The following is a 19,488-nucleotide window of genomic DNA, read 5'->3' as shown; positions in this document are numbered from 1 at the left end:
ATTAGGAATTTATCATTTGATACAAGATATAGATTTTTCTAATTTCATATCACTATATATAGTTATAACGGAGTAATAAAATAAAAAAGACATCCAAAATATTGAATGTCTTCCTAAAATAACAAATTTAAATTTTACCAACTAAATCTCCACTTGGTTTAATTGTACCTTCCCCAGGATGCCAATTTGCCGGACAAACATCATCACCATGTTCTTCAACAAATTGTGCCGCCTGTAGAGTTCGTAAAATTTCTTTAGGATTTCTACCTACACCCATAGCGTTAACAGTGTACGACTTGATAATTCCTTTTGGATCAGCGATAAAGACACCACGATAATCTTGACCACTGGTCTCATCGATCATATTGAAGAAATCTGTTAATTCGTGCTTTTGATCTGACAACATTGGATATCGAATCTTACCAATAGTCTTTGTCGTTTCAGCCCAAGACATATGCGAGTACTGACTATCAACAGAAACTGAATAGATTTCTGCTCCTGCAGCTTTAAACTCTTCATATAAATCCTGTAACTCACTTAACTCTGTGGGACAAACAAACGAAAAATCGGCAGGATAGAAAAAGATGATTGACCATTTTCCTAACAAATCGTTTTTAGTAACAGTTTTTAATTCACCAGCCTGATATGCATTAACATTGAATTCAGGTAATTCCTTATTAATATAATTCACGATAAAATCCTCCTAGCCAAAGAACATGTTTAAACATGTATATAATAACAAATATTGACTATTATTTTAAATACAAACCCTTTTGTGTGACAATATAGTTATTCATTTGAAGAAGGATTGATTTAATGACAGACGAAGAAAAACTAAACGCCATTCGTGAGTATTCATTTAATAAGATGAAACAGGACACGACTGGGCATAATTTTGATCATATTCAAAGAGTTATCAAGACTGCTAAACGAATTCTAAAGGAAGAACCGGCTGATCATTTGATTACATTGGCTGCGGCCTACCTGCATGACGTAGCTGACGATAAACTGGTCTCTGATCCAGACAAATTGGAGAAAGAGATCCATAATTTCTTAAAGAGTTTGGAAATGACCGATGAACAAATTAACGAAATTCTCTATATTACCCACAACCTGTCATTCAGCAAGTCACTGGACAATCCGCCTAAGCTCTCATTAGCAGGGCAAATTGTGCAGGATTCGGACCGACTAGATGCTATCGGTGCCATTGGTATCGTGAGAGCTGTCTATTATGGAGGAAATAATTCCGAAACCATCTATGATCCGGCTATCAAACCACGTGAAAAAATGACAAAAGCCGAATATCGTAATTTAAACGATGAAACTATTATCAATCACTTTTATGAGAAACTGTTGAAATTAACTGCTATGATGAACACACCTACTGCTAAAAAAATTGCCCAGGGACGTCATCAATATATGCTCGATTTTCTAGACGAATTCAAAGCCGAGTGGGACGCAAATAAATAATAAGGAGATTCTAATTTTGGTATCATTTGAAGAACAAGACAAAGAATATTTTGATCATATCATCAGAAACTTAAGCGACCGTGGTGTCCAATTGGATGATATTGCGGAAATCGTTATTTTCTTGGAAAAGGATTATATTCCTGGTTTAAACACTGAAATAGCTATTCATGCTATTAAAAAAGTTCTACATAAACGTGAAGCACAAAACGCTATCATGACTGGAATCGAATTAGATGTACTAGCTGAAAAGGGTCTTCTATCCGGACCTATGCAACGTATCATGCGTACCGACGAATCAACTTACGGTATCGATGAAAATATGGCTATCACTTTGGCTAGTTTGTATGGCTCTGTTTCCGTTACTAATTATGGTTACGTTGATAAATTAAAACACGGAATTTTAGCTAAGTTGAACGACAAATCTACTGGAAAAATTAATGTCTTTTTGGATGATTTAGTCGGTGCTATCGCTGCTGGTGCCTGTGGCTGGTTAGCACACAATGAATCGGCTGTTCAAGAGATGTTAAATCAGTAAACGATTCTCATTTAATACAAAAATACAGCACTTATTTAGGAATATAACGCGCATGATTTTGAATCTCAATGCAACAAATATTTCCCGAATGAGTGCTGTTTTAATTACCTAAAATAAGTACAGTCTTAATACCCTAATCAACCATTAAGACATTGGTTTTAGAATGTTCTGAAACATAACGTGTTACTGATCCGACAAAAGCACGCTCCAATGCATTCAAGCCAGTTTTACCCATAACGATTAAGTCAATTGTTTTATCCTTAGGAAAATGAGCTAGTTCCGAACGAGGTTCGCCATTTAAAAGTTCTACCTGACAGACTAAACCTGCTTTCTTCACAAGATCTTCAGCCTTTTGTAGATCGAACTTAGCGCCTTCTTCTAGATCATGAGTTAATCCAGGAGCGTATGAAACACCTACATTCACTGGCAAATTAGCTGTGTTAACGACCGAAACTAAAAATAATTTCGAATTAAATTGTTTAGTTAAGGCAATTGCAGCACTCAAGGCATCGTACGAATTTTTACTTCCATCAATAGCTACAAGAATTCGATTAAACATGATTTTAGCACCTCCTAGCAAGATATCTTGATATCTTTAGCTAGATTTTACCAAGTTCAGGAATAATTGACATTTTTGACCTATTTACATATTGGATATTTGTTATAATCAAAACAAATAATGGTAAATTTAGGGGATTATTGTTATGAAAACTAACCAACGACTGGAGATTATCAAACAAGAATGTAGACTGCGACAAGATTTGAAAAGTATTCAATTCACTCATTACTTTTCTAATCAGTTCATGGAAAAGTACACACAGTTCTTTTGTATTGAAGATTTCTTTAAGGAATTAGGCATAACCAACCGTATTTCTCTATATACAGTATCCCAAGAATCTTGGGAACAACAAGTTCAAATGACAACAACCTTCTCCTCATGGCAAGAAATGCTAAATAAGGCTGGCGAAGAGTATTCATCGCAAAAATTTTACTGATTATAAGTATAATATCTATTATTTTATTTATTTTTTATATAAACGTACTTTTATCTATAAGTTGTAATATAATAAGTTTGTTGGAAGAAACCCAAAATATGCAATAATATTATATTCTCAATAGTACAATCCTTCTATAGAATAATTCTTCTAACTTAACGGCACTGCTCCTCGGCGGTGCCTTTTTTTGAGCTCTAAAATAGCTTGTCTTTCTTTTTTTGGATACACTATAAAAAAAGATTAGGAGTAATAATTGAAAAAACATCTAAAAAAGATAATTAGGTTAAACATCTTTTTCACTTCAGCAATGATTATCTGTGATTTTTTTATCGTTAACCAGCATACGAATGATAGTAGCTTTGCTGTGCATCAAGTGTCCGCATCCAATCAGATGAAAATTAAACATAAGCATAATAATGTTCATTCGGATGAAGAACAAGAATTTAGTAATACATAATCTTGTAAAATAATTTTTTCTAGTAAGGCAAAAACAGCCTCTATTAAGAGATTCAAGTAAAGGATGACATATCTTGAATACTTAATAGAGGCTGTTCTTTTAATTTTGTAGTACCAAACCAGTGCTACTTAATTCATAAACTTTATCATAGAGCTTTTTAACTTCAGCCGGAATATGATGATCTACCTCAATTACGGTTAAAGATTTATTATTCAGAATTGACTCATGAATTGAAGTTGCTGTTTCAGGATCTAGTGATGCCGTTCCTTCATCAATCAACAATAATTGACGATTAAAGTACAGTGCGCGAGCAATTTCGATTCTCTTTAGTTGCCCTCCCGAAAAATTATGTCCATTTTCATTAATCTTCATTTGTAACGACTTTTCATTGGCAAATTCTTCCAATCCCGATTGCTTTAAAGCAGCAATAACCTTTTGATCATCCGCAGTACTATCTCCCAAAGTAATATTATCCTTGAGACTATCTTCAAATATAATTGGCGTCTGCCCTACAATTCCGAAATTATTGTAAGAATCGATTTGCGAGTAAGAATGATTATTGAATAAAAATTTTCCAGTGGTTGGTTGCAGTTCTTGAAGAATCATTCGAATTAAAGTTGACTTACCAATACCTGATTTACCACCTATCAAAATTTTTTCATCATGGGTTACTGAAAATGATACATCATGAAAAATTTGTTTTTGATCATAATTAAAGCTGACGTCGTTTACTGACAATTCATTCATTGCGATTGTTTTATCAGTTGGTGTAATAACTTTAGCCAACTTCAACTGTTCAATTTTTGTACGGATATTCTTTGTACTACTGATAGTATTCCAACTAGTGATAATCTGGTTAAATCCATTTAGAATCCACGATGATGAATATTGAATTGCCACGAATTGAGCTAAGGTTATTTTCCCAGTAATAGTAAAGTAAATTCCCAAGCCAATAGGCAAATATGAAAAGGTGGAGAAAAGCATCCCAATAACATTATTAGATAAAGCAATCTGATTTTTCAAACTGGCATTAGAAGATTCCATTTCAGAAATAGAACGATTCATTCGTTTTGAAAAACCACTAGTTGCATTATAACGGCGTAATAGTAAAGCTCCATGTAGCAAATCTTTAACTGTCGCCGACAAAATCTGATTATTTTGGGACCAAGTATCAGTTCTTGTTTGAATCGACTTAGTAAACAATTTTGGAGCCAAGGTCGGTATGATCATAAATAATAAAAAGATAATGGTGATATAAACATTACTGTAGAGTGCATATACCAGGGTTCCTATGGTCATCGCAATTGAACCCAGTAAGGCAAAAATCTGTCGCCAATAATTATCTTCTAACAGCTTTAAATCATTTAAAAAGAAAGATAAGTTCCCCGATTCAAAATCTTCCTGTTCCTCTGTGACATTAGCCATCTTACTTGTCAGGAAATTTTTCTTCAGTTTACGATTTATCAAATAAATATTTTTATTCACAACTACGCTCTTGGTATATCCCAAGATTGCAAAAACAGCATAACCAAAAATAATCAAGGCCACTGATGGTATGATCAGACTCACCGATTTTTTGCTAATCAAGTAGAAAATATAAGAATAAGTGATTGTATTGAATGGTATTTCTAACCCCGCTAACAAACTAAATATAATGGCTAAACAAAAATATGAACGATTAACATACTTTTTCATTAGATTTTTCCCCTTCAAATAAAAATATTTCTAATAATTGTATCACTAACGAAACTAACATTAAATTATGATTCAATTTATAAATTGCATCCTTTTAAGTTAAAAATAATTAAAATCAATTTAATATTCAAGTATTATTATCTTTGAATAGCATGATGTATACGAATCGGTTATAATTTAGCAAAATATTTCGGGAGATTATATGAAAAAACGATTATTACTCATTTTAATAGCTCTATCAATCTCAACGTTCACAAATCTAGCTACACCAGTAATGGCAGCTTCAAATGGTACTGACCACTATGACGAACTTCGCGCAGAAAAATTTTTCAATAAAATCAAAAAAATTTAATGAAAAACTCAATAAATGTCTAACTGATAAAACCAAATTGGCGATTCACAAATTCAAAGCTGATTCCAAATCCACTATTAAAAAATCTGGAAATCTAAAAATCTATTGGTCAACTTTCATTAAACGTATTAATTACTTAAAAAATGATCAAATCGAAGTCTATGTTACTGATGAATTCAAAACTCTTTCACATAAAAAAAGAGCCCAAATCATTGAATCAGTTCAACAATTGGCACTCTCATATTTGGATGATTTTAAAGCCGTAACTCCTTCTAAGTATTCAGAAGGTCTCGCAGTTACTGTTTTCTGTGGTGGAAATCAGTTCGGACGATCACTCTTTTTAGATAATAAGGATTTTAAATGGAACGATTAACGACACAACAGACTAGCTAATAAGTGTATAAACCACAGATGCAATGGATAGAACAAATAAAATACATATTTTAGTTGTTTATCGTACTTACCTAATTTTCCACTGTAAAAACTTAATAGTGGCACAATCAGAATAAAGAAGGTATCGCTAGCATTCATGGCAACACTGTCAAACAACATCAATGGATCAGACGTTCCTATCGACAGTGCCATTGGTAATTCAATAACTGCCATAACCAACATCAAAGCTAAATAACTTAAATTTCTTTGTTTAATATTCTGATGTGTTATTTGCGTTATCAGCATAAATGGGAAAATAATAAAGCTACCTTCCAAAATAGGAATAATCCCTATCACAACCAAAATAACAGAAACGACTCTCAATAGTCGCTTCCTTTTTTGTTCCTGATGGTTATCCCAAAGACAAACAATAATTGCACCGACTAAGAGTGTTAGAAAAATGTTGTCTCCCGTAATGGACATTGCATAATCTTTTCGTAAAACAAATAGATTCATAAGGTAGTTTCCTAAGACCATCAGAATACCCCAAATACCTAAGCGAAACAGATAATCTCTGCGGCTATGCGTATAATGTAGTCCCTCAACCACTAAATATGCAAAACCAACCGCCACTACTCTAGTGATAATATGAAAAATATCTGCTAAGTAGGGTGAAATAAAATAACTAATATGGTCTAAAACCATTAACCCCATTAGTAAAAACTTGAATGTATCTCGATTCAGCGCCTTGTGTGTAATACTGGGTGTGAATTGTCGCATATATAATCTCCTTGAATTGATAATTTTCATTATCCAAAAATTTATTTTCCCTGTAAATACACCTAACACAACCGTTAGTGCTATATTACAAATTAGTAAGACTAAACGGAGATGAACCGAGATCATGAAAAAGTTTCATAAATTTTTACATTCAAATGGATATTATTTTGTCATTGTTCTAGCAGGACTATTTTCACTTGTTATTTTAGTATTGAGCTATATCCCTCATTTTAATATCTCACGCTCACCCTATATTGAAATCGACATCGCAACACTTTTGATCTTCTGTTTCGATTACTTTGGACGTCTCTATTTAGCTAAAGACAAAGGAGATTTCTTTCGACATAATATTCTCGACCTCTTAGCAATTCTGCCTTTCAATACTATATTCAACGCCTTTCGAGTCTTCCGTGTAGTCAATGTACTTCGTTTTGCTAAAGTGTTTACATTGATTCGCTTTATCGGAACGGCCGGTAAGATGCAAAAGAACGCAAAAAAATTCTTACGGATCAATGGTTTTATTTACCTGATTATCATCTGTGGAATCGTCTTAGTCACAGCAGCTATTTCCTATTCTTTAGCTGAAAATGTTTCCTTAAGTAATTCATTTTGGTGGGCCATTGTAACTGCTTCTACAGTCGGTTATGGTGACGTCGCTCCTACTACACTCGTCGGTAGAATTTCGGCCGTCTCCTTGATGATTATCGGTATTGGCTTCATTGGAACCCTCACTAGTACAATCACTAATTACTTTACTCAGGAGACTTCCGAAAAAAGTGATGATAAACTGGATCAAATTTTAGTTAAATTAGACAAGATAGAAAAGGAAAATCATGAATTACATCATGAAATTGATGAACTAAAGAAACAAAAAAAATAGAGGAATGAATTTTCTTATCAAAAATTCATTCCTCTTCTTTATATTATTGTTTCTTCGCAACAATCAGAAACCGATCTTCATAAGTGTCAATCTGTCCAGTTTGCTCAATGATATTTTGTAATTCATAGAGTTTCGACAAGTTATCCTTTACATCAAAATTAGGAAACTCCCATGGAACAACTGTCGCATAGTAAACGACGGCCCCAACATCAAAAAACGACATTTTAGAAAAACTAACATCTGATTTCAATACTTTTAAACCTGCCTTTTGACAGGCGATCGCATTATTAACCAAGGTATTGTCAGGATAAGCCGGCTGATAATCATCCCTAAAGAAACGAGATAAAGAAAAATTATTGGTGGCTCCAATTTGTTCAGTTATAAACATCCCTGACTTTTTCAAAATACGACTGATCTCTGGTACTGGCATGGCACCATGACAATTAGTCACAATATCAAACCTTTCATCTGGGACCAAATTAAGATTCTCAGCAGGATCTTCATAAAGTGTCACACCACTGGGAACAACCTTTTGCTTGAGAAATTCAATATTCGAATCCCAACCTTCAGTTACATATGTCCTTTGAGCATCATGTTGAAAACTGGTCATCAGTTCACCGCCACCAGTATCCATGTCTAACCAAATGTCGGTCGGTTGCAAGTATTTCTGGACAATTTTGGAATAATCCCAAGGCAGTGATTCATTTTGCCATCGACCATCCAAATGCTCAAAGTTCCAACCTTGCATTGCCCGATTACCTTCTTCAAGCCAAGTCTCTTCTACTGTTTTCATGATCAACACCACCTTTTTATCAGTTTATTTAACTAACAGCTGACTCATTCACATGCGTTAACGGTTCATCAAAAAATGACATTGGAATCTTATTTCCAAAGGACAATAATTTCTTATACCAATAATAGCTATCTTTTCTATAACGCTTGTAAGTTCCATTACCTTCATCGTCTAGATCCACGTAAATTAAACCGTAACGCTTAGAAATCTGATTGGATGATGCTGAGATCATATCGGTAGTGCCCCAAACACAGTAACCAATTAGGTCAATTCCATCTTCAACCAAAGAAATCAACATTTGTTGAATATGGTCCCGCAAGTAGCAAATACGATAGTCGTCGTGAATTTTTTTGTCGCTTGTCAAAACATCGGAAGCACCTAGACCATTTTCAACGATAAATAATGGTTTCTGATACCTGTCATAAAGCTTGATCAACGAGAGCCTCAAACCAATTGGATCAATTTGCCAACCCCATTCACTTTCGGGTAGGTACTTATTATAGACCCCATTAATTCGATTAGCCTTAGTTACTTGTAAACCGGTTGTGTCATAGGCTGTGCAGACCGATGAGTAGTAACTGAATGCAATAAAATCAGCTGTATTCTCTTTAATAAGATCTGTATCGTCCGCTTCTTCTTCAATTTTAATATCTTCTTCCTTTAATTTCTTCAGAAGATACTTAGGATATTTACCTCTAATTTGAATATCACTGAAAGCATAAACGTTTCTCATGATTTCAGTGGCTCTTAAAACATTTCTTGGATCACTATTATATGGATAAACCATTGTACTAGTGATCATGCAACCAATCTTTAAATCAGGATACGTCTCGTGGCAATACTTAATGATTCTGGCTGAAGCCACAAATTGATTGTGCATCGCTTGATAAATAACATTTTTGAAATTCTTATTAGGAAACCGATCTTCAATTAATCCCGCTGATGAAAATGGATGACGAATGATGCTGTCAATTTCATTAATAGGAATCCAATATTTCACATAATCATGTAAATAATCAATGACCGTCTTGGCAAATTTATCAAAGAAATCAATCACCCGACGATCGTACCAGGCATCGTAATTCAAAACTAAATTCAAAGGAATTTCGTAATGAGACAACGTCATAATTGGTTCAATATTGTACTTATTCATTTCTTTAACTAGATCCAGATAATAATCTAGCCCAGCTTGGTTAGGTTCTTGGTCATCGCCATTGGGAAAAATTCTCGCCCAACTGATTGAAAATCTGAACGCTGAAATACCCATAGCGGCCAATTGCTTAATATCTTCATGATAATTATGATAAAAATCTACTCCGTGACGTTTAGCCCAATTCTTCGTTGAAAGATCAGACATAGCCTCTTTAACTTGCTTACTACTAATTGAATTAGCAGCTTTATAATTAGTGACATCTAATTGAGGACGATATCTTAAACAATCAGCAATTGACATTCCTTTACCGTCTTCATTCCAGCCACCTTCCACTTGGTTGGCAGATGTAGCAACTCCCCATAGAAAATTAGGATCAATCTGATAACTTTTCATAAGAGCCTCCTACTACGCTAACATCAATAAATTATTATTTATAGTGACTTCATTCTCTGCTTTTGGAATCGGCGATACCTCTAAGAAATCATTACTGTTGAGTACAATAACCATAACTGTGGGATCATAACCTGATTTCTTAATACCTTCAACATCGAATTTTAATAATTCTTGACCAGCAGAAAATCGTTCACCTTTTTGGACTAATGTTTGGAAATACTTTCCTTTTAATTCTACTGTGTCAATTCCCACATGAATCAACAAATCAGCATTATTATCTAGGTGAATCCCGATGGCATGTCCAGTTGCAAACGAAGCTGCTACTTTACCATCAGTTGGTGCAATCACTTTTCCAGAACTAGGGATAACTGCAATTCCTTTGCCCATAATGCCACTGGAAAAAGTTTTATCATTAACTTCACTCAAGGCAATTACTTTACCTTCAACCGGACTCTTGAGTGTTTGTTTCGCATTAGTTTTTTTATTAGCGTTATTTTTTTCAAATTTAAGATCCGGGTCATCTACCGGATCCTCAAACCCAATCAGCCAAGTAGCCACAAAAGTTACTAAACTGGAAACCACAATTGTCATAATGGCAGGCAATATGAAATTTTCAGTCTTTAAAACCCACATAGGTAAACTTAACAGACCGGGTGTGACATAAACAAATGCCTTCATTTTCATAAATCCGGCAAATATTCCGGCAACGGCGCCACCAATCATGGCTCCATACATTGGTTTCTTTAATTTTAAATTAACACCAAACATTGCCGGCTCAGTGATACCACCCAAATAAGCGGTAGCGCTGGATGACAAGGCCAAACTTCTTAACTTTTTATTCTTAGTCTTCAATCCCACTGCCAAATTTGCAGCCGCTTGAGACATGTTCGAACACAGAGCTGCTACTCGAATAATCGGATCATAACCTTGGGAAACTAACAATTGAATACTAATCGGACTTAGGGCTTTGTGAACTCCCATCGAAACTAGCCAAGGATAGAGTCCAGCTAACAACGGAATAGCAATCATACCCACATTGTTGTACAAAAACATACTGCCATTAGCTATGCCTTTAGAAATCAAATTAGCTACTGGTCCAATAATTAAGAATGTTAATGGTGCTGTAAATAGAATTACTAACATTGGCTCCGCAAACACCTTAACGACATCAGGCGTGAATTTCTTAACTACTTTTTCAATATAGGACATCGCCCATACTGACAAAATAGCAGGAATAAAAGTTGAGGAATATGATACAAGATCAACTGGTAAACCTAAGAACTGTACTGGTTTACCAGCAGCTGCCATCGCCACCCAATCGGGATTAACTGTTACCAATCCGATAAAGGCTCCTAAAATTTGATTAGTTTTAAAAGCCTTAGCGGCGGAGAATCCAATAAAGGCTGGCATGAAATAATACCCAGTGTCAAATATCAGATTCAGCATAATATAGGTTTGGCCTTTGGATGATAATACACCCATCATATTCAGAACTAAAAGCAGAACCTTTCCCATCCCTGCTCCCGCCAATAAAGGAATAGCTGGCGAAAGTATTCCTGTAACCGTTTCGATTACCCTATCCACTAGGTTTTGTTTCTTCAACGTTTTCTGAGAATCACACGAACTATTAGACACATTGTCAAAATCTAACATATCAATTAATTTGTTATAAACGTCTTCAACTCGGCCTCCAATAACAATCTGATACTGTCCAGCACGTTTTACCAGTTGTAATATTCCTGGAATATTTTCGATCTTTTTATCATCTGCCTTTGATTCGTCGTACAAAACAAATCTCAATCGTGTGGCACAATGAATAACAGATTTAATATTCTTCTTGCCACCAACACCCTGAATAATTTGCTTATCCATCTGTTCATATTCCATGATCTTCACTCCCGGGTTTATAGTGATATTTTCACGGTAACAATAATCTTTTAAACGTTATTTCTTCAAGTAATACGCATAATACAATTCCATCAATATTTTTAAATTTTTACGCAAAAAAACCTACTCAGCCCTCGTTAAACTAAACGGACTAAGTAGGTTTACGTAGTTCCTACATATTTCATCGTGATCCCCAATCACTCATTTACTATCCAATTCGTATTTATGGTAGCGCTTACTTAATTTAGAGTCAATTATTTATTACTTCACCGATTATGAAAAATTTTTGTATTTCTAGTATCTTTTTACTTGCAAATTTCAATCTAGTTTTTCCTTGTAGACTTTCTCCTCAATTTAATACAATTAATAAAAACTTAAAGGAGGCAGATCATGCAGAGGCTAGGAATCAAAAAAGGAATATTCTCCTTAATAATCTTTATAGTCATCGTGGAATTACTAGGAAGCTTATCTTCGGCTTTTGCTGGTAACATAAAACTTAAATATAATATATTGAATTTACCACCACTGTCGCCACCAGACTACATTTTCGGTATTGTTTGGCCGATACTTTACTTTTTGATTGCAATCGCAGGTTATCTAATTATTTTCTCAAATCGGGCTCCTAATCGCGTGAAAACAGCCTCATCAATTCTTTTTTGGCTACAATTGTTTCTTAATTTCATTTGGTCAATTGTCTTCTTCAATGAACATTACATTTGGGGATTAATAATAATCTTAATATTAGATATCGTCGTTTTCCTGTGTATCGTATTTTTCAGACGGATCAATCGGCTTGCCAGTAACTTATTAGTTCCTTATCTGATCTGGATATTATTTGCTACCTACCTGACAATTGGCGTAGCCATGTTAAATTAACTGTGAAATGTCGAATAATTAATTTTGAATAATTAAAAATTATACCCATTTTAATCCGAAAAAAGACATCAATAAGCAAATATTGATGTCTTTTTATATATTTATTTAAACAAATTTATTTATAATTCATTGAAAATACACCATCTACATCATAATATATACGTAAACTATGAGTTTTAAATTGGGGTGAGCGTTTATTTATGAATAAACCTTTCAAATTTCAGCTAAATAACAAAATCATTTTTTCAATTTTATACTTATATTTCTTCATTACGTATCCCTAATTATTCCAGCTGGTGACGATTTCTTTTGGTGGGGCAAACCGGGACAATATCTATTAACACATCTTTTCTACGGATTGGATTCTTCCTTTGGAGATAGTTCTGATGGTCGCCATCTAGGTAACCTTTTAGAAATTTTAATCATGCATAGTTCTATTTTTGCAGCTATTTTTATGCCAGTATCATTACAACTTTTATCTGGTGTTTATAGTACTTAACTGGCCGCACTAAAATTTCTTTGATTATGGCTTTAGCTTTGTTTACTCCCTTTCTATTCATCTTGTCACCAATATTCATTCGTGAATACTTTAGTTCATTTGTTTTTTGTATATTCTAGGAATTATTTATGTCAACAAGGTTATCGCAATTGTCGATTTAACCACTTTGGCTCATAAAATTTTTCAAATTATCATGATTGGCATTGTTCTTCCTACGCATTAGTAATGTTTATGTTGATTGCTAACCACCAATCCAATATGAATCGTGTCCAGGATCCTGATTTTCTCTATGAATACGAGACCTTAAAACACAAAGTTCCGTACCCAGGCTTTGTTTCACAAAGCGATGAATTGATGATGCAATCCCCGGTCTATTGGCATAACCGTTTGAATTATAAGTTCAATGATTACTTTTTCAACGGTAATTATAAGTAACATTTAAAAAGCCGTATTCCCTTGTATTTAAGGAATACGACTTTTTGAACACATCTAATAACTTGCTGTTACATTAATATCATCAAGATTTAACCATTGATTATTACCAATTCTATAAGCTACAAAACTCAATGGTATACCTGAACCATAAGAATAATATCTGTCTGTTAACCATGAACTGTTAGCAGGTAAAGTCTTATCCGTTTTATGTCCATAAGAATCATAGATAGGTGCATTAACACCATTCTTTACAGTGATCACTTTAGCATCTGATGGTGGATAATTATCTACTTGTCCTGGCAACTTTTGAAGTCTTACTTCAAATCCGAAGGCTGTTCCATCGGAATTATTTGCCATCCATTCGTTTGTAGCAACTCTATAGAAAGTTGTGTGAGTTCCATCATCTTTTACACCATTGTAAATTTGTTTATCTGTTGCCCATGAAGATGATGACCCTAAAACCCTATTGCTAATTACTCTAAAGACTCCATCACTACCTTTGGCATAAAGCTTAACCATGCTATCTCTAGTGTTGATTACTGTTTTATAGTCACTCTCACTAGTTTGATATGTATCGGTTTCGGCTGCTTGTACAGATTGTGACTTAATACCAAATAGCATAAAGAGACTTAAAGAGAGAAAAAGGACGATTTCTTTTTTCATTTTCATATTTCAGCCCTCCTATGTAAGTGATTACATTCTATGATGGTTTACTAAAAAGTTCAAGAATTAATATCATTTTGAATTCAATTAATAAAAAAAGAGACACCCTTTTTAAAGGCATCCCATCTTTTACACACTCATCCGTACAATATGTACTTCAAATAATTATTTAATTCCAATAAGGAGAGTACAGGATTTTAAAAAGCCTATATATCAGACCCTATTTGACATATGCGCAAAATGTGCGCAAAGCCTTATCTTTTGTTATGTTTTCCTACCTATTATATGGTGAAAACATTTAGAATTGATAGTCTTTCAACAGCTCAAATTATATCACAGCTATATCTTTAAAATTAAGTTTTTTAAATAGCACAAAAAAGCCCACCACCTAAATTAATAGATGATGGGCTCTTCTAACACTATCAAAGTTAATCCAAAACCAAGGTAATTTACAGTATTGTCCACGTCAATGAACACCTTTAAATTAACGCATATTATTTAATTTGTCTAGTCTTTACTATTCAAATTTTGATCCCGATGTGTACTCGAGTGGAATAAATTCATTAGTTGCAATCTTAGCCATTGGAATATCATTGATAACTTTGAATCCAGCGGTTTTAAAGGATTTACCAGTGCTGACAGACGCATTCTGTACCCTGTTTCCTTTTGAATCAAAGACAGGTGCCGGTGAATCGCCCATATATTTAACGATGATAAAATCCTTAAAAGTCGTCTTTGAAACGGGAACAAAAATATCGGTAGCAATTTGGTAATTTGGTTCATCATTAATCATAACAATATTTGAACTCTTCCAAGTTGAGCCAGCTTCGTAAATTTCAGGTCGTTCAATTCCTAATCTATCTACTGGATGAGTTTGTTCAGTCAATTTGATAACGTTTTCTACTTTTGGGTGTTTAGGTTCAACTGTAGGTTGCGTGGTTGCTTCAATTTTAGCTGGTTGTTTATCAAAGATTCCCCAGTCGTAACTCATGTCTTGAGAGCCACCGCCCCAATTCGAAGTGTACTGCCAAGCTACAATGTTACCTCTTGCTCCACAATCACTTGATCCATAACTTGCTACCCAAGTCGGGTGCTTATTAGCATTTAAGATGCCTTGATTGAACCAACTAGCCATGCTATATTGAAATACATTTGTATAGCCTTGTGTTTCAAGGTAATTAATGAAAGTATCAACATAGCTCGCTACGTTTGAAGTATTTAATGTGGAATCCTCAACATCAACACAAAGTGGTGTATCTTTTCCAAAGCCTAAATTAACAACCGATTGTTCAAAGAATTTAGCTTCATTGATCGAATCGGCAACACTTGAAGCTAGAAAATAATGATAGAAACCAACATTCATTCCAGCTGCTAAAGCATTCCGTGCTTGATTGGTAGATTTAGGATTTAAATAGTTATCTCCATCAGGACTACCTTGGGTAGTCTTGATCATAATACCAGATACGCCAGCATTAACTAACCCCTGAAAGAAGCCTAAATTATCAGGTTGAAAGCTAGACACATCTGCAAAATATTTAGTCATATTAGTTTCTCCTTAGATTAGTAGATTTTGAATATGTTGGTGTTTTAACTTCGGTCAAATCAGATTGAACGGTATTAAGATCGTTAGTTTTATCTTTCGACGTGTCATATACTAGTCCGAGTGAACCCGCTATAGTTAACACCGTATTGACAATTCCCATAGCTTGATTTAATTCTTCTCCTGTAATCTCCCAGCCAAATAGATGCCCAACTTGTTGTACCAATACTCCTACAAGTGACAATGTGGAAACCCACCAAACTGCTGAATGTGTATCTAAAGTTAATTTATTTTTCAATTTTTATCACTCCTATTTCTTAGTTTCTCCAAATTATCTGTAATCCAATTTGGAAGTGGAATACCCATAATTCCTAAATTTTCTACAATTGAAATACCATATTGACCGATAAAAAACATTAAGAACAGGTTTGCATAGTTGGCTAATCCCCAACAATCTACTAAAGGATAAAAAATAACTGCTATACCGGCTATAACAGTATGTTTAATAAGCCCTTGTCTCCCCGTAGTTGAGTTTACTCGCTCATTAGAGCTCTTAAAGAATCCTTTTAAAAATCCAGTAGCTAGATCAACTAAAATAATAATAATGAATGTTGTGAACCAAGGATTCTCAGTCAACTTTTCAGCAGCAACCCACCATTCCATAAACCCGATGTGCGGTGCTGGTGTTGGTGCATACATATATATTTCATCTCCTAATTTTTTTGTACTAAAAAAGGAACCAGTTTTAGCTAATTCCTGTAATTTTTATTGAAATATCTTTACCAGCCGAATCTTTTCCTGTAATTGTTTTACCGTTCAAAGAATCTAGTGTTGTTAGTTTAATCCACGAACTCCAAACTAAAGGAGTCCCACGAGTTCCACGCATATATAATGCAACTGGCGTATCAACACAATCGTAATATATTTGAACTGCTCCTCCAGATGGTGAACCATTTAGAACCATCAAGTATCCCCATGTAGTTCCCGCCCCAATAGGTATATTATTACCACCGCTTGCACCCTGAACTAGATATACTCCAGAATTTGCATAATCATCCCAATTGGCATCTTTGGTTAATTGAGGCTTATCGACAGAGCTTAGCGGGCTTGCTTTCGATACTGCACTTTCCTGCAATTGCTTGATACTGATATTTGCGTTGCTAATATCCTGATTAACTTTAGCCATAGCTGTGCTCTGATTTTCTTGCATGTCTTTGATGGCCGTATCCGAACTACTCTTTAGATCGGCAATTACTTGGTCACTTTGAGACTTCAAATCTTTACTATCGGACTCAAATTTGGTTTGCATAGAAGCAATTGAATCGGTCAATTTTTTCTGGCCATCCGAAATTGATTGAGAAACTTGAGCTTGCTGCCCAGCTGTGAAACTAGCATTGGCCTCAATAATTTGTTTTTGAACACCATCTAAAAATGAATTAACGGAAGCAATTTGTGCCTTGATAGCCACAATTGTAGCATTCAATTCATCACTATTAGTTTCCAAATCCAACTTTTTGGCAGCTAAATCAGCAACAATGTTCTCAACGTTTGCTTCGGCAGCATCTATGGTTGGTTGATACTGTGCTTTAGCTTCATCCAAAGATTTATTCATGAGTAATTTGAATTCCGCTGGAATATCAAGACCAGCAATTTGGGACTTCATTTGCTGGATTCTACCGAGCCAGTCATTTTCGGTATCAGTTAAGAACTTATTGATATTTTCGATGCCCGGAATGTAGCTGACTGAAGTATCATCAAGCTGCGTGCTTGGAATGATTGAGATATCAAATCCATTTGTGGTCACTTCATTATTGATCACAAAATAAGCATCTTGAATTTTACCGACAGATTCTGTTAAATGCTTACTTACAGAATAACTGATCACGCTACCATTAACATTTGCTGGGTCATTAGAAACAATTGTCCCATCGGGCTTTTTGGCTACAAAGGTAGCAAAATTAATCTGTAAGGTTTCATCTCCTCCATTTAAGATAGTTGCTTCAATAGTCACATCATTTTCACCTTGTCTCAAGATAATTGGTTCATTATTGATCACAGCATCTTTACGAACATCGAGGCTAATTTTAGCTATTCTTATCATCTACTTCGCCTCCGTCAACCCTGCCTGACGTGTCATATACTAGCCCGAGTGATCCTGCAATTAGTAGTACTGTATTAACGATTGCCATAATCTGATTAATTTGATCTGAAGTTATTTCCCAACCTAGCAAATGTCCTACCTGTTGACCAAATACTAGAATCAAAGAAATTAGTGATACCCACCATGTCTTTGAATGTGTATCCAAAGTTAATTTATTTTTCATTTATTCATCTACCTACCTTATCTTCCACTCTTATTAGTCTTTTCTCATGGTCTGTAACCATTTCGGAAAGCGTATGATTATCACTCTTTGTTTCTTCCTTAAATGATTTAAATTCACTAGATAAATCTTTGATGTCGTATCTTAATGGTTTAATAATTGTAATATTTACAAACCAGGTTAAAACTCCAATAAAAATTGAAAATAGTGAAAAAAGTGCCAACCATTCAGTTAGTGAATATCCCATTATTACGTGTGGTGGCATATATTCATCTCCCTAAAAAAAGACTAGCCAAACGGCTAGCCTTCTTTGTTTTCTTGATATTCTTGTCCAGTGATGTATTTATAATCATCTTTAGATATAATCATAGGAACATAATCCACGATGTCAGCAGCCTTGAGTGTTCCCCATCCGAATTCCATCTTTAGTAATTCCGTCATTTTTAATTACTCCTTAAAATTATTCCAACCTCCACCACTACCAGTAAGGGAGCATGCTTTTATTGGCTACTTAGCTGTAATGGTTGCTCCATTAGTTGTAGCTGTGGATGTTACATCTGTTGGTGCTTCAGGTGCTGGTGTTAGAACTGTCCAGCCTTTTACATCAACTTTTTCTGATTCGAGACCTGTAACTGAATCCTTAAAAGTGATTTTATAATCGCCATCAGCAACTACTGTACCTGCTGCTAGTCCTGTAACAGCAACACTAGCTACACCGATTTCACTTTCGCCAACTTTATTTCCTGCCTTATCATAAATAACTTCAATATCCTTTGAACGATCTACTTCTGCCATAATTAAATACTTCCTTTTTTTATTTTTATTGTGCTGAAATTACTGCTCCGTCTACTGTTGCTACAGACTTAACTTCTGACGGTGTAGTTGGAGTTGGATCAATTCCCATTACTTTATCTAACTTGATGGTTAGATCTGCTATCTGCCTAGTTAATTCAGTGGTAACCAAGTTTGAATTAGCTTTATCTTCGATATATTTTTTGGTTAAAGTTGTCAAGGCCATTTGAAGTTGATCTTTGGTTAAACTGTCATTTAATTGTTCTTTAGTTAAATTGGTTAGTGACTTTTTAGTTTCTTCATCTGGTGTCATGCCTGTTGAAATGTGAACTAATTTATTATCAGATTGTCTGACTGTCCACTTAAACATTTCATCGATTGAAAAGGCTGGATCACTATTCTTAATTAGTGTCCAGCCTTTTTCCTTTGCTTGATTTTCTGCTGCATAATTGCTCGTGTTATTGACTCCGACAATATTTCTATCATCATCTAAATAAACTGAAATTTTCATTATTGTACCTCCTAATTTTTATAAGTATTCACTTGAATTACTGGGATTTTGAAATCACCATCCGTGTAATCACCAAATATATGTGCAGT

General features: G+C 34.5%; 24 protein-coding genes. 7 read left to right on the top strand and 17 right to left on the bottom strand.

Annotated elements, in window-relative coordinates; genetic code table 11:
* Positions 1-127 precede the first annotated feature (127 nt).
* On the bottom strand, positions 128-691 hold the full coding sequence (locus tag LKACC16343_RS00120) for a peroxiredoxin (RefSeq protein WP_056952918.1): 564 nt from the start codon (positions 689-691) through the stop codon (positions 128-130).
* Between the two features lie 125 nt (positions 692-816).
* Here LKACC16343_RS00120 and LKACC16343_RS00115 point away from each other — a divergent pair, with 125 nt between their 5' ends.
* Both LKACC16343_RS00115 and LKACC16343_RS00110 read left to right on the top strand, forming a co-directional pair.
* Positions 817-1,470 carry an HD domain-containing protein gene (locus LKACC16343_RS00115; RefSeq protein WP_056952920.1) on the top strand — a complete coding sequence of 218 codons (654 nt, stop codon included), beginning with the start codon at positions 817-819 and terminating at the stop codon, positions 1,468-1,470.
* Positions 1,471-1,486: 16 nt separating this feature from the next.
* The gene (locus LKACC16343_RS00110) at positions 1,487-2,005 is read left to right on the top strand and encodes a phosphatidylglycerophosphatase A family protein (RefSeq protein ID WP_056952922.1); all 519 of its coding nucleotides are present in this window, start codon (positions 1,487-1,489) and stop codon (positions 2,003-2,005) included.
* A 133-nt stretch (positions 2,006-2,138) separates the two neighbouring features.
* Here the strand turns inward: LKACC16343_RS00110 and LKACC16343_RS00105 are convergent, their stop codons facing one another.
* Positions 2,139-2,564 (bottom strand): universal stress protein, encoded by a 426-nt coding sequence (locus tag LKACC16343_RS00105; protein ID WP_056952924.1) that lies wholly within the window; start codon positions 2,562-2,564, stop codon positions 2,139-2,141.
* Between the two features lie 145 nt (positions 2,565-2,709).
* Here LKACC16343_RS00105 and LKACC16343_RS00100 point away from each other — a divergent pair, with 145 nt between their 5' ends.
* Entirely contained in the window at positions 2,710-3,000 is a 291-nt protein-coding gene (locus tag LKACC16343_RS00100; RefSeq protein WP_056952926.1) for a hypothetical protein, read from the top strand.
* A gap of 556 nt (positions 3,001-3,556) precedes the next feature.
* Here LKACC16343_RS00100 and LKACC16343_RS00090 read toward each other — a convergent pair.
* Positions 3,557-5,152 (bottom strand): ATP-binding cassette domain-containing protein, encoded by a 1,596-nt coding sequence (locus LKACC16343_RS00090; RefSeq protein ID WP_056952930.1) that lies wholly within the window; start codon positions 5,150-5,152, stop codon positions 3,557-3,559.
* Between the two features lie 202 nt (positions 5,153-5,354).
* Here LKACC16343_RS00090 and LKACC16343_RS14215 point away from each other — a divergent pair, with 202 nt between their 5' ends.
* Together LKACC16343_RS14215 and LKACC16343_RS00085 are read left to right on the top strand one after the other, a co-directional pair.
* Positions 5,355-5,504: a hypothetical protein gene (locus tag LKACC16343_RS14215; protein WP_156638759.1), complete on the top strand. Its 150-nt coding sequence runs from the start codon at positions 5,355-5,357 to the stop codon at positions 5,502-5,504.
* A 37-nt stretch (positions 5,505-5,541) separates the two neighbouring features.
* A complete protein-coding gene (locus LKACC16343_RS00085; RefSeq protein ID WP_143444150.1) occupies positions 5,542-5,877 on the top strand; it encodes a hypothetical protein in 336 nt (111 codons plus the stop codon).
* Here the strand turns inward: LKACC16343_RS00085 and LKACC16343_RS00080 are convergent.
* Positions 5,874-6,656 carry a TraX family protein gene (locus LKACC16343_RS00080; protein WP_056952933.1) on the bottom strand — a complete coding sequence of 261 codons (783 nt, stop codon included), beginning with the start codon at positions 6,654-6,656 and terminating at the stop codon, positions 5,874-5,876. The two genes, LKACC16343_RS00085 and LKACC16343_RS00080, sit on opposite strands and share 4 nt — an antisense overlap.
* Positions 6,657-6,780: 124 nt before the next feature.
* Between LKACC16343_RS00080 and LKACC16343_RS00075 the strand changes: the two genes are divergently transcribed.
* Positions 6,781-7,536 carry a potassium channel family protein gene (locus LKACC16343_RS00075; RefSeq protein ID WP_056952935.1) on the top strand — a complete coding sequence of 252 codons (756 nt, stop codon included), beginning with the start codon at positions 6,781-6,783 and terminating at the stop codon, positions 7,534-7,536.
* A 43-nt stretch (positions 7,537-7,579) separates the two neighbouring features.
* Here LKACC16343_RS00075 and LKACC16343_RS00070 read toward each other — a convergent pair whose 3' ends face one another.
* The 3 genes from LKACC16343_RS00070 to LKACC16343_RS00060 are packed head-to-tail and all read right to left on the bottom strand — an operon-like array spanning position 7,580 to position 11,762.
* Complete coding sequence (locus LKACC16343_RS00070; protein WP_056952937.1) at positions 7,580-8,329, bottom strand: methyltransferase domain-containing protein; 750 nt, start codon at positions 8,327-8,329, stop codon at positions 7,580-7,582.
* A 28-nt stretch (positions 8,330-8,357) separates the two neighbouring features.
* Positions 8,358-9,875, bottom strand: coding sequence for a glycoside hydrolase family 1 protein (locus LKACC16343_RS00065; RefSeq protein WP_056952939.1), 1,518 nt, complete (start codon positions 9,873-9,875; stop codon positions 8,358-8,360).
* 12 nt (positions 9,876-9,887) lie between these two features.
* Positions 9,888-11,762: a PTS beta-glucoside transporter subunit IIBCA gene (locus LKACC16343_RS00060; RefSeq protein ID WP_056952941.1), complete on the bottom strand. Its 1,875-nt coding sequence runs from the start codon at positions 11,760-11,762 to the stop codon at positions 9,888-9,890.
* 390 nt (positions 11,763-12,152) lie between these two features.
* On the opposite strand from LKACC16343_RS00060, the gene LKACC16343_RS00055 reads away from it, so the two are divergent.
* Entirely contained in the window at positions 12,153-12,638 is a 486-nt protein-coding gene (locus LKACC16343_RS00055) for a TspO/MBR family protein (protein ID WP_056952942.1), read from the top strand.
* 988 nt (positions 12,639-13,626) lie between these two features.
* Here LKACC16343_RS00055 and LKACC16343_RS00050 read toward each other — a convergent pair.
* From LKACC16343_RS00050 to LKACC16343_RS00005, 10 genes are all read right to left on the bottom strand, one after another.
* Entirely contained in the window at positions 13,627-14,241 is a 615-nt protein-coding gene (locus tag LKACC16343_RS00050) for a hypothetical protein (protein WP_056952947.1), read from the bottom strand.
* A 511-nt stretch (positions 14,242-14,752) separates the two neighbouring features.
* The gene (locus LKACC16343_RS00045) at positions 14,753-15,778 is read right to left on the bottom strand and encodes a GH25 family lysozyme (protein WP_056952949.1); all 1,026 of its coding nucleotides are present in this window, start codon (positions 15,776-15,778) and stop codon (positions 14,753-14,755) included.
* Position 15,779: 1 nt separating this feature from the next.
* Positions 15,780-16,073: a phage holin gene (locus tag LKACC16343_RS00040; protein ID WP_056952951.1), complete on the bottom strand. Its 294-nt coding sequence runs from the start codon at positions 16,071-16,073 to the stop codon at positions 15,780-15,782.
* Complete coding sequence (locus LKACC16343_RS00035; protein ID WP_056952953.1) at positions 16,070-16,474, bottom strand: phage holin family protein; 405 nt, start codon at positions 16,472-16,474, stop codon at positions 16,070-16,072. The genes LKACC16343_RS00040 and LKACC16343_RS00035 overlap by 4 nt, the downstream gene beginning before the upstream one ends.
* A gap of 46 nt (positions 16,475-16,520) precedes the next feature.
* Positions 16,521-17,876: a pyocin knob domain-containing protein gene (locus LKACC16343_RS00030; protein WP_087721238.1), complete on the bottom strand. Its 1,356-nt coding sequence runs from the start codon at positions 17,874-17,876 to the stop codon at positions 16,521-16,523.
* Positions 17,860-18,099: a phage holin gene (locus LKACC16343_RS00025; protein ID WP_056952955.1), complete on the bottom strand. Its 240-nt coding sequence runs from the start codon at positions 18,097-18,099 to the stop codon at positions 17,860-17,862. The genes LKACC16343_RS00030 and LKACC16343_RS00025 overlap by 17 nt, the downstream gene beginning before the upstream one ends.
* Positions 18,100-18,103: 4 nt before the next feature.
* The gene (locus LKACC16343_RS00020; protein ID WP_056952957.1) at positions 18,104-18,361 is read right to left on the bottom strand and encodes a hypothetical protein; all 258 of its coding nucleotides are present in this window, start codon (positions 18,359-18,361) and stop codon (positions 18,104-18,106) included.
* 35 nt (positions 18,362-18,396) lie between these two features.
* Positions 18,397-18,537, bottom strand: coding sequence for an XkdX family protein (locus tag LKACC16343_RS00015; RefSeq protein WP_082604543.1), 141 nt, complete (start codon positions 18,535-18,537; stop codon positions 18,397-18,399).
* Positions 18,538-18,603: 66 nt separating this feature from the next.
* Positions 18,604-18,891 (bottom strand): flagellar hook assembly protein FlgD, encoded by a 288-nt coding sequence (locus LKACC16343_RS00010; RefSeq protein WP_056952959.1) that lies wholly within the window; start codon positions 18,889-18,891, stop codon positions 18,604-18,606.
* 25 nt (positions 18,892-18,916) lie between these two features.
* A complete protein-coding gene (locus LKACC16343_RS00005) occupies positions 18,917-19,399 on the bottom strand; it encodes a hypothetical protein (protein WP_056952961.1) in 483 nt (160 codons plus the stop codon).
* Between the last annotated feature and the right edge of the window lie 89 nt (positions 19,400-19,488).

Source organism: Companilactobacillus bobalius (genome assembly GCF_002179915.1).
Lineage (GTDB): Bacteria > Bacillota > Bacilli > Lactobacillales > Lactobacillaceae > Companilactobacillus > Companilactobacillus bobalius.
The sequence above is the reverse complement of the archived record's forward strand: the minus strand, read 5'-3'. Positions and strand labels throughout refer to the sequence as shown.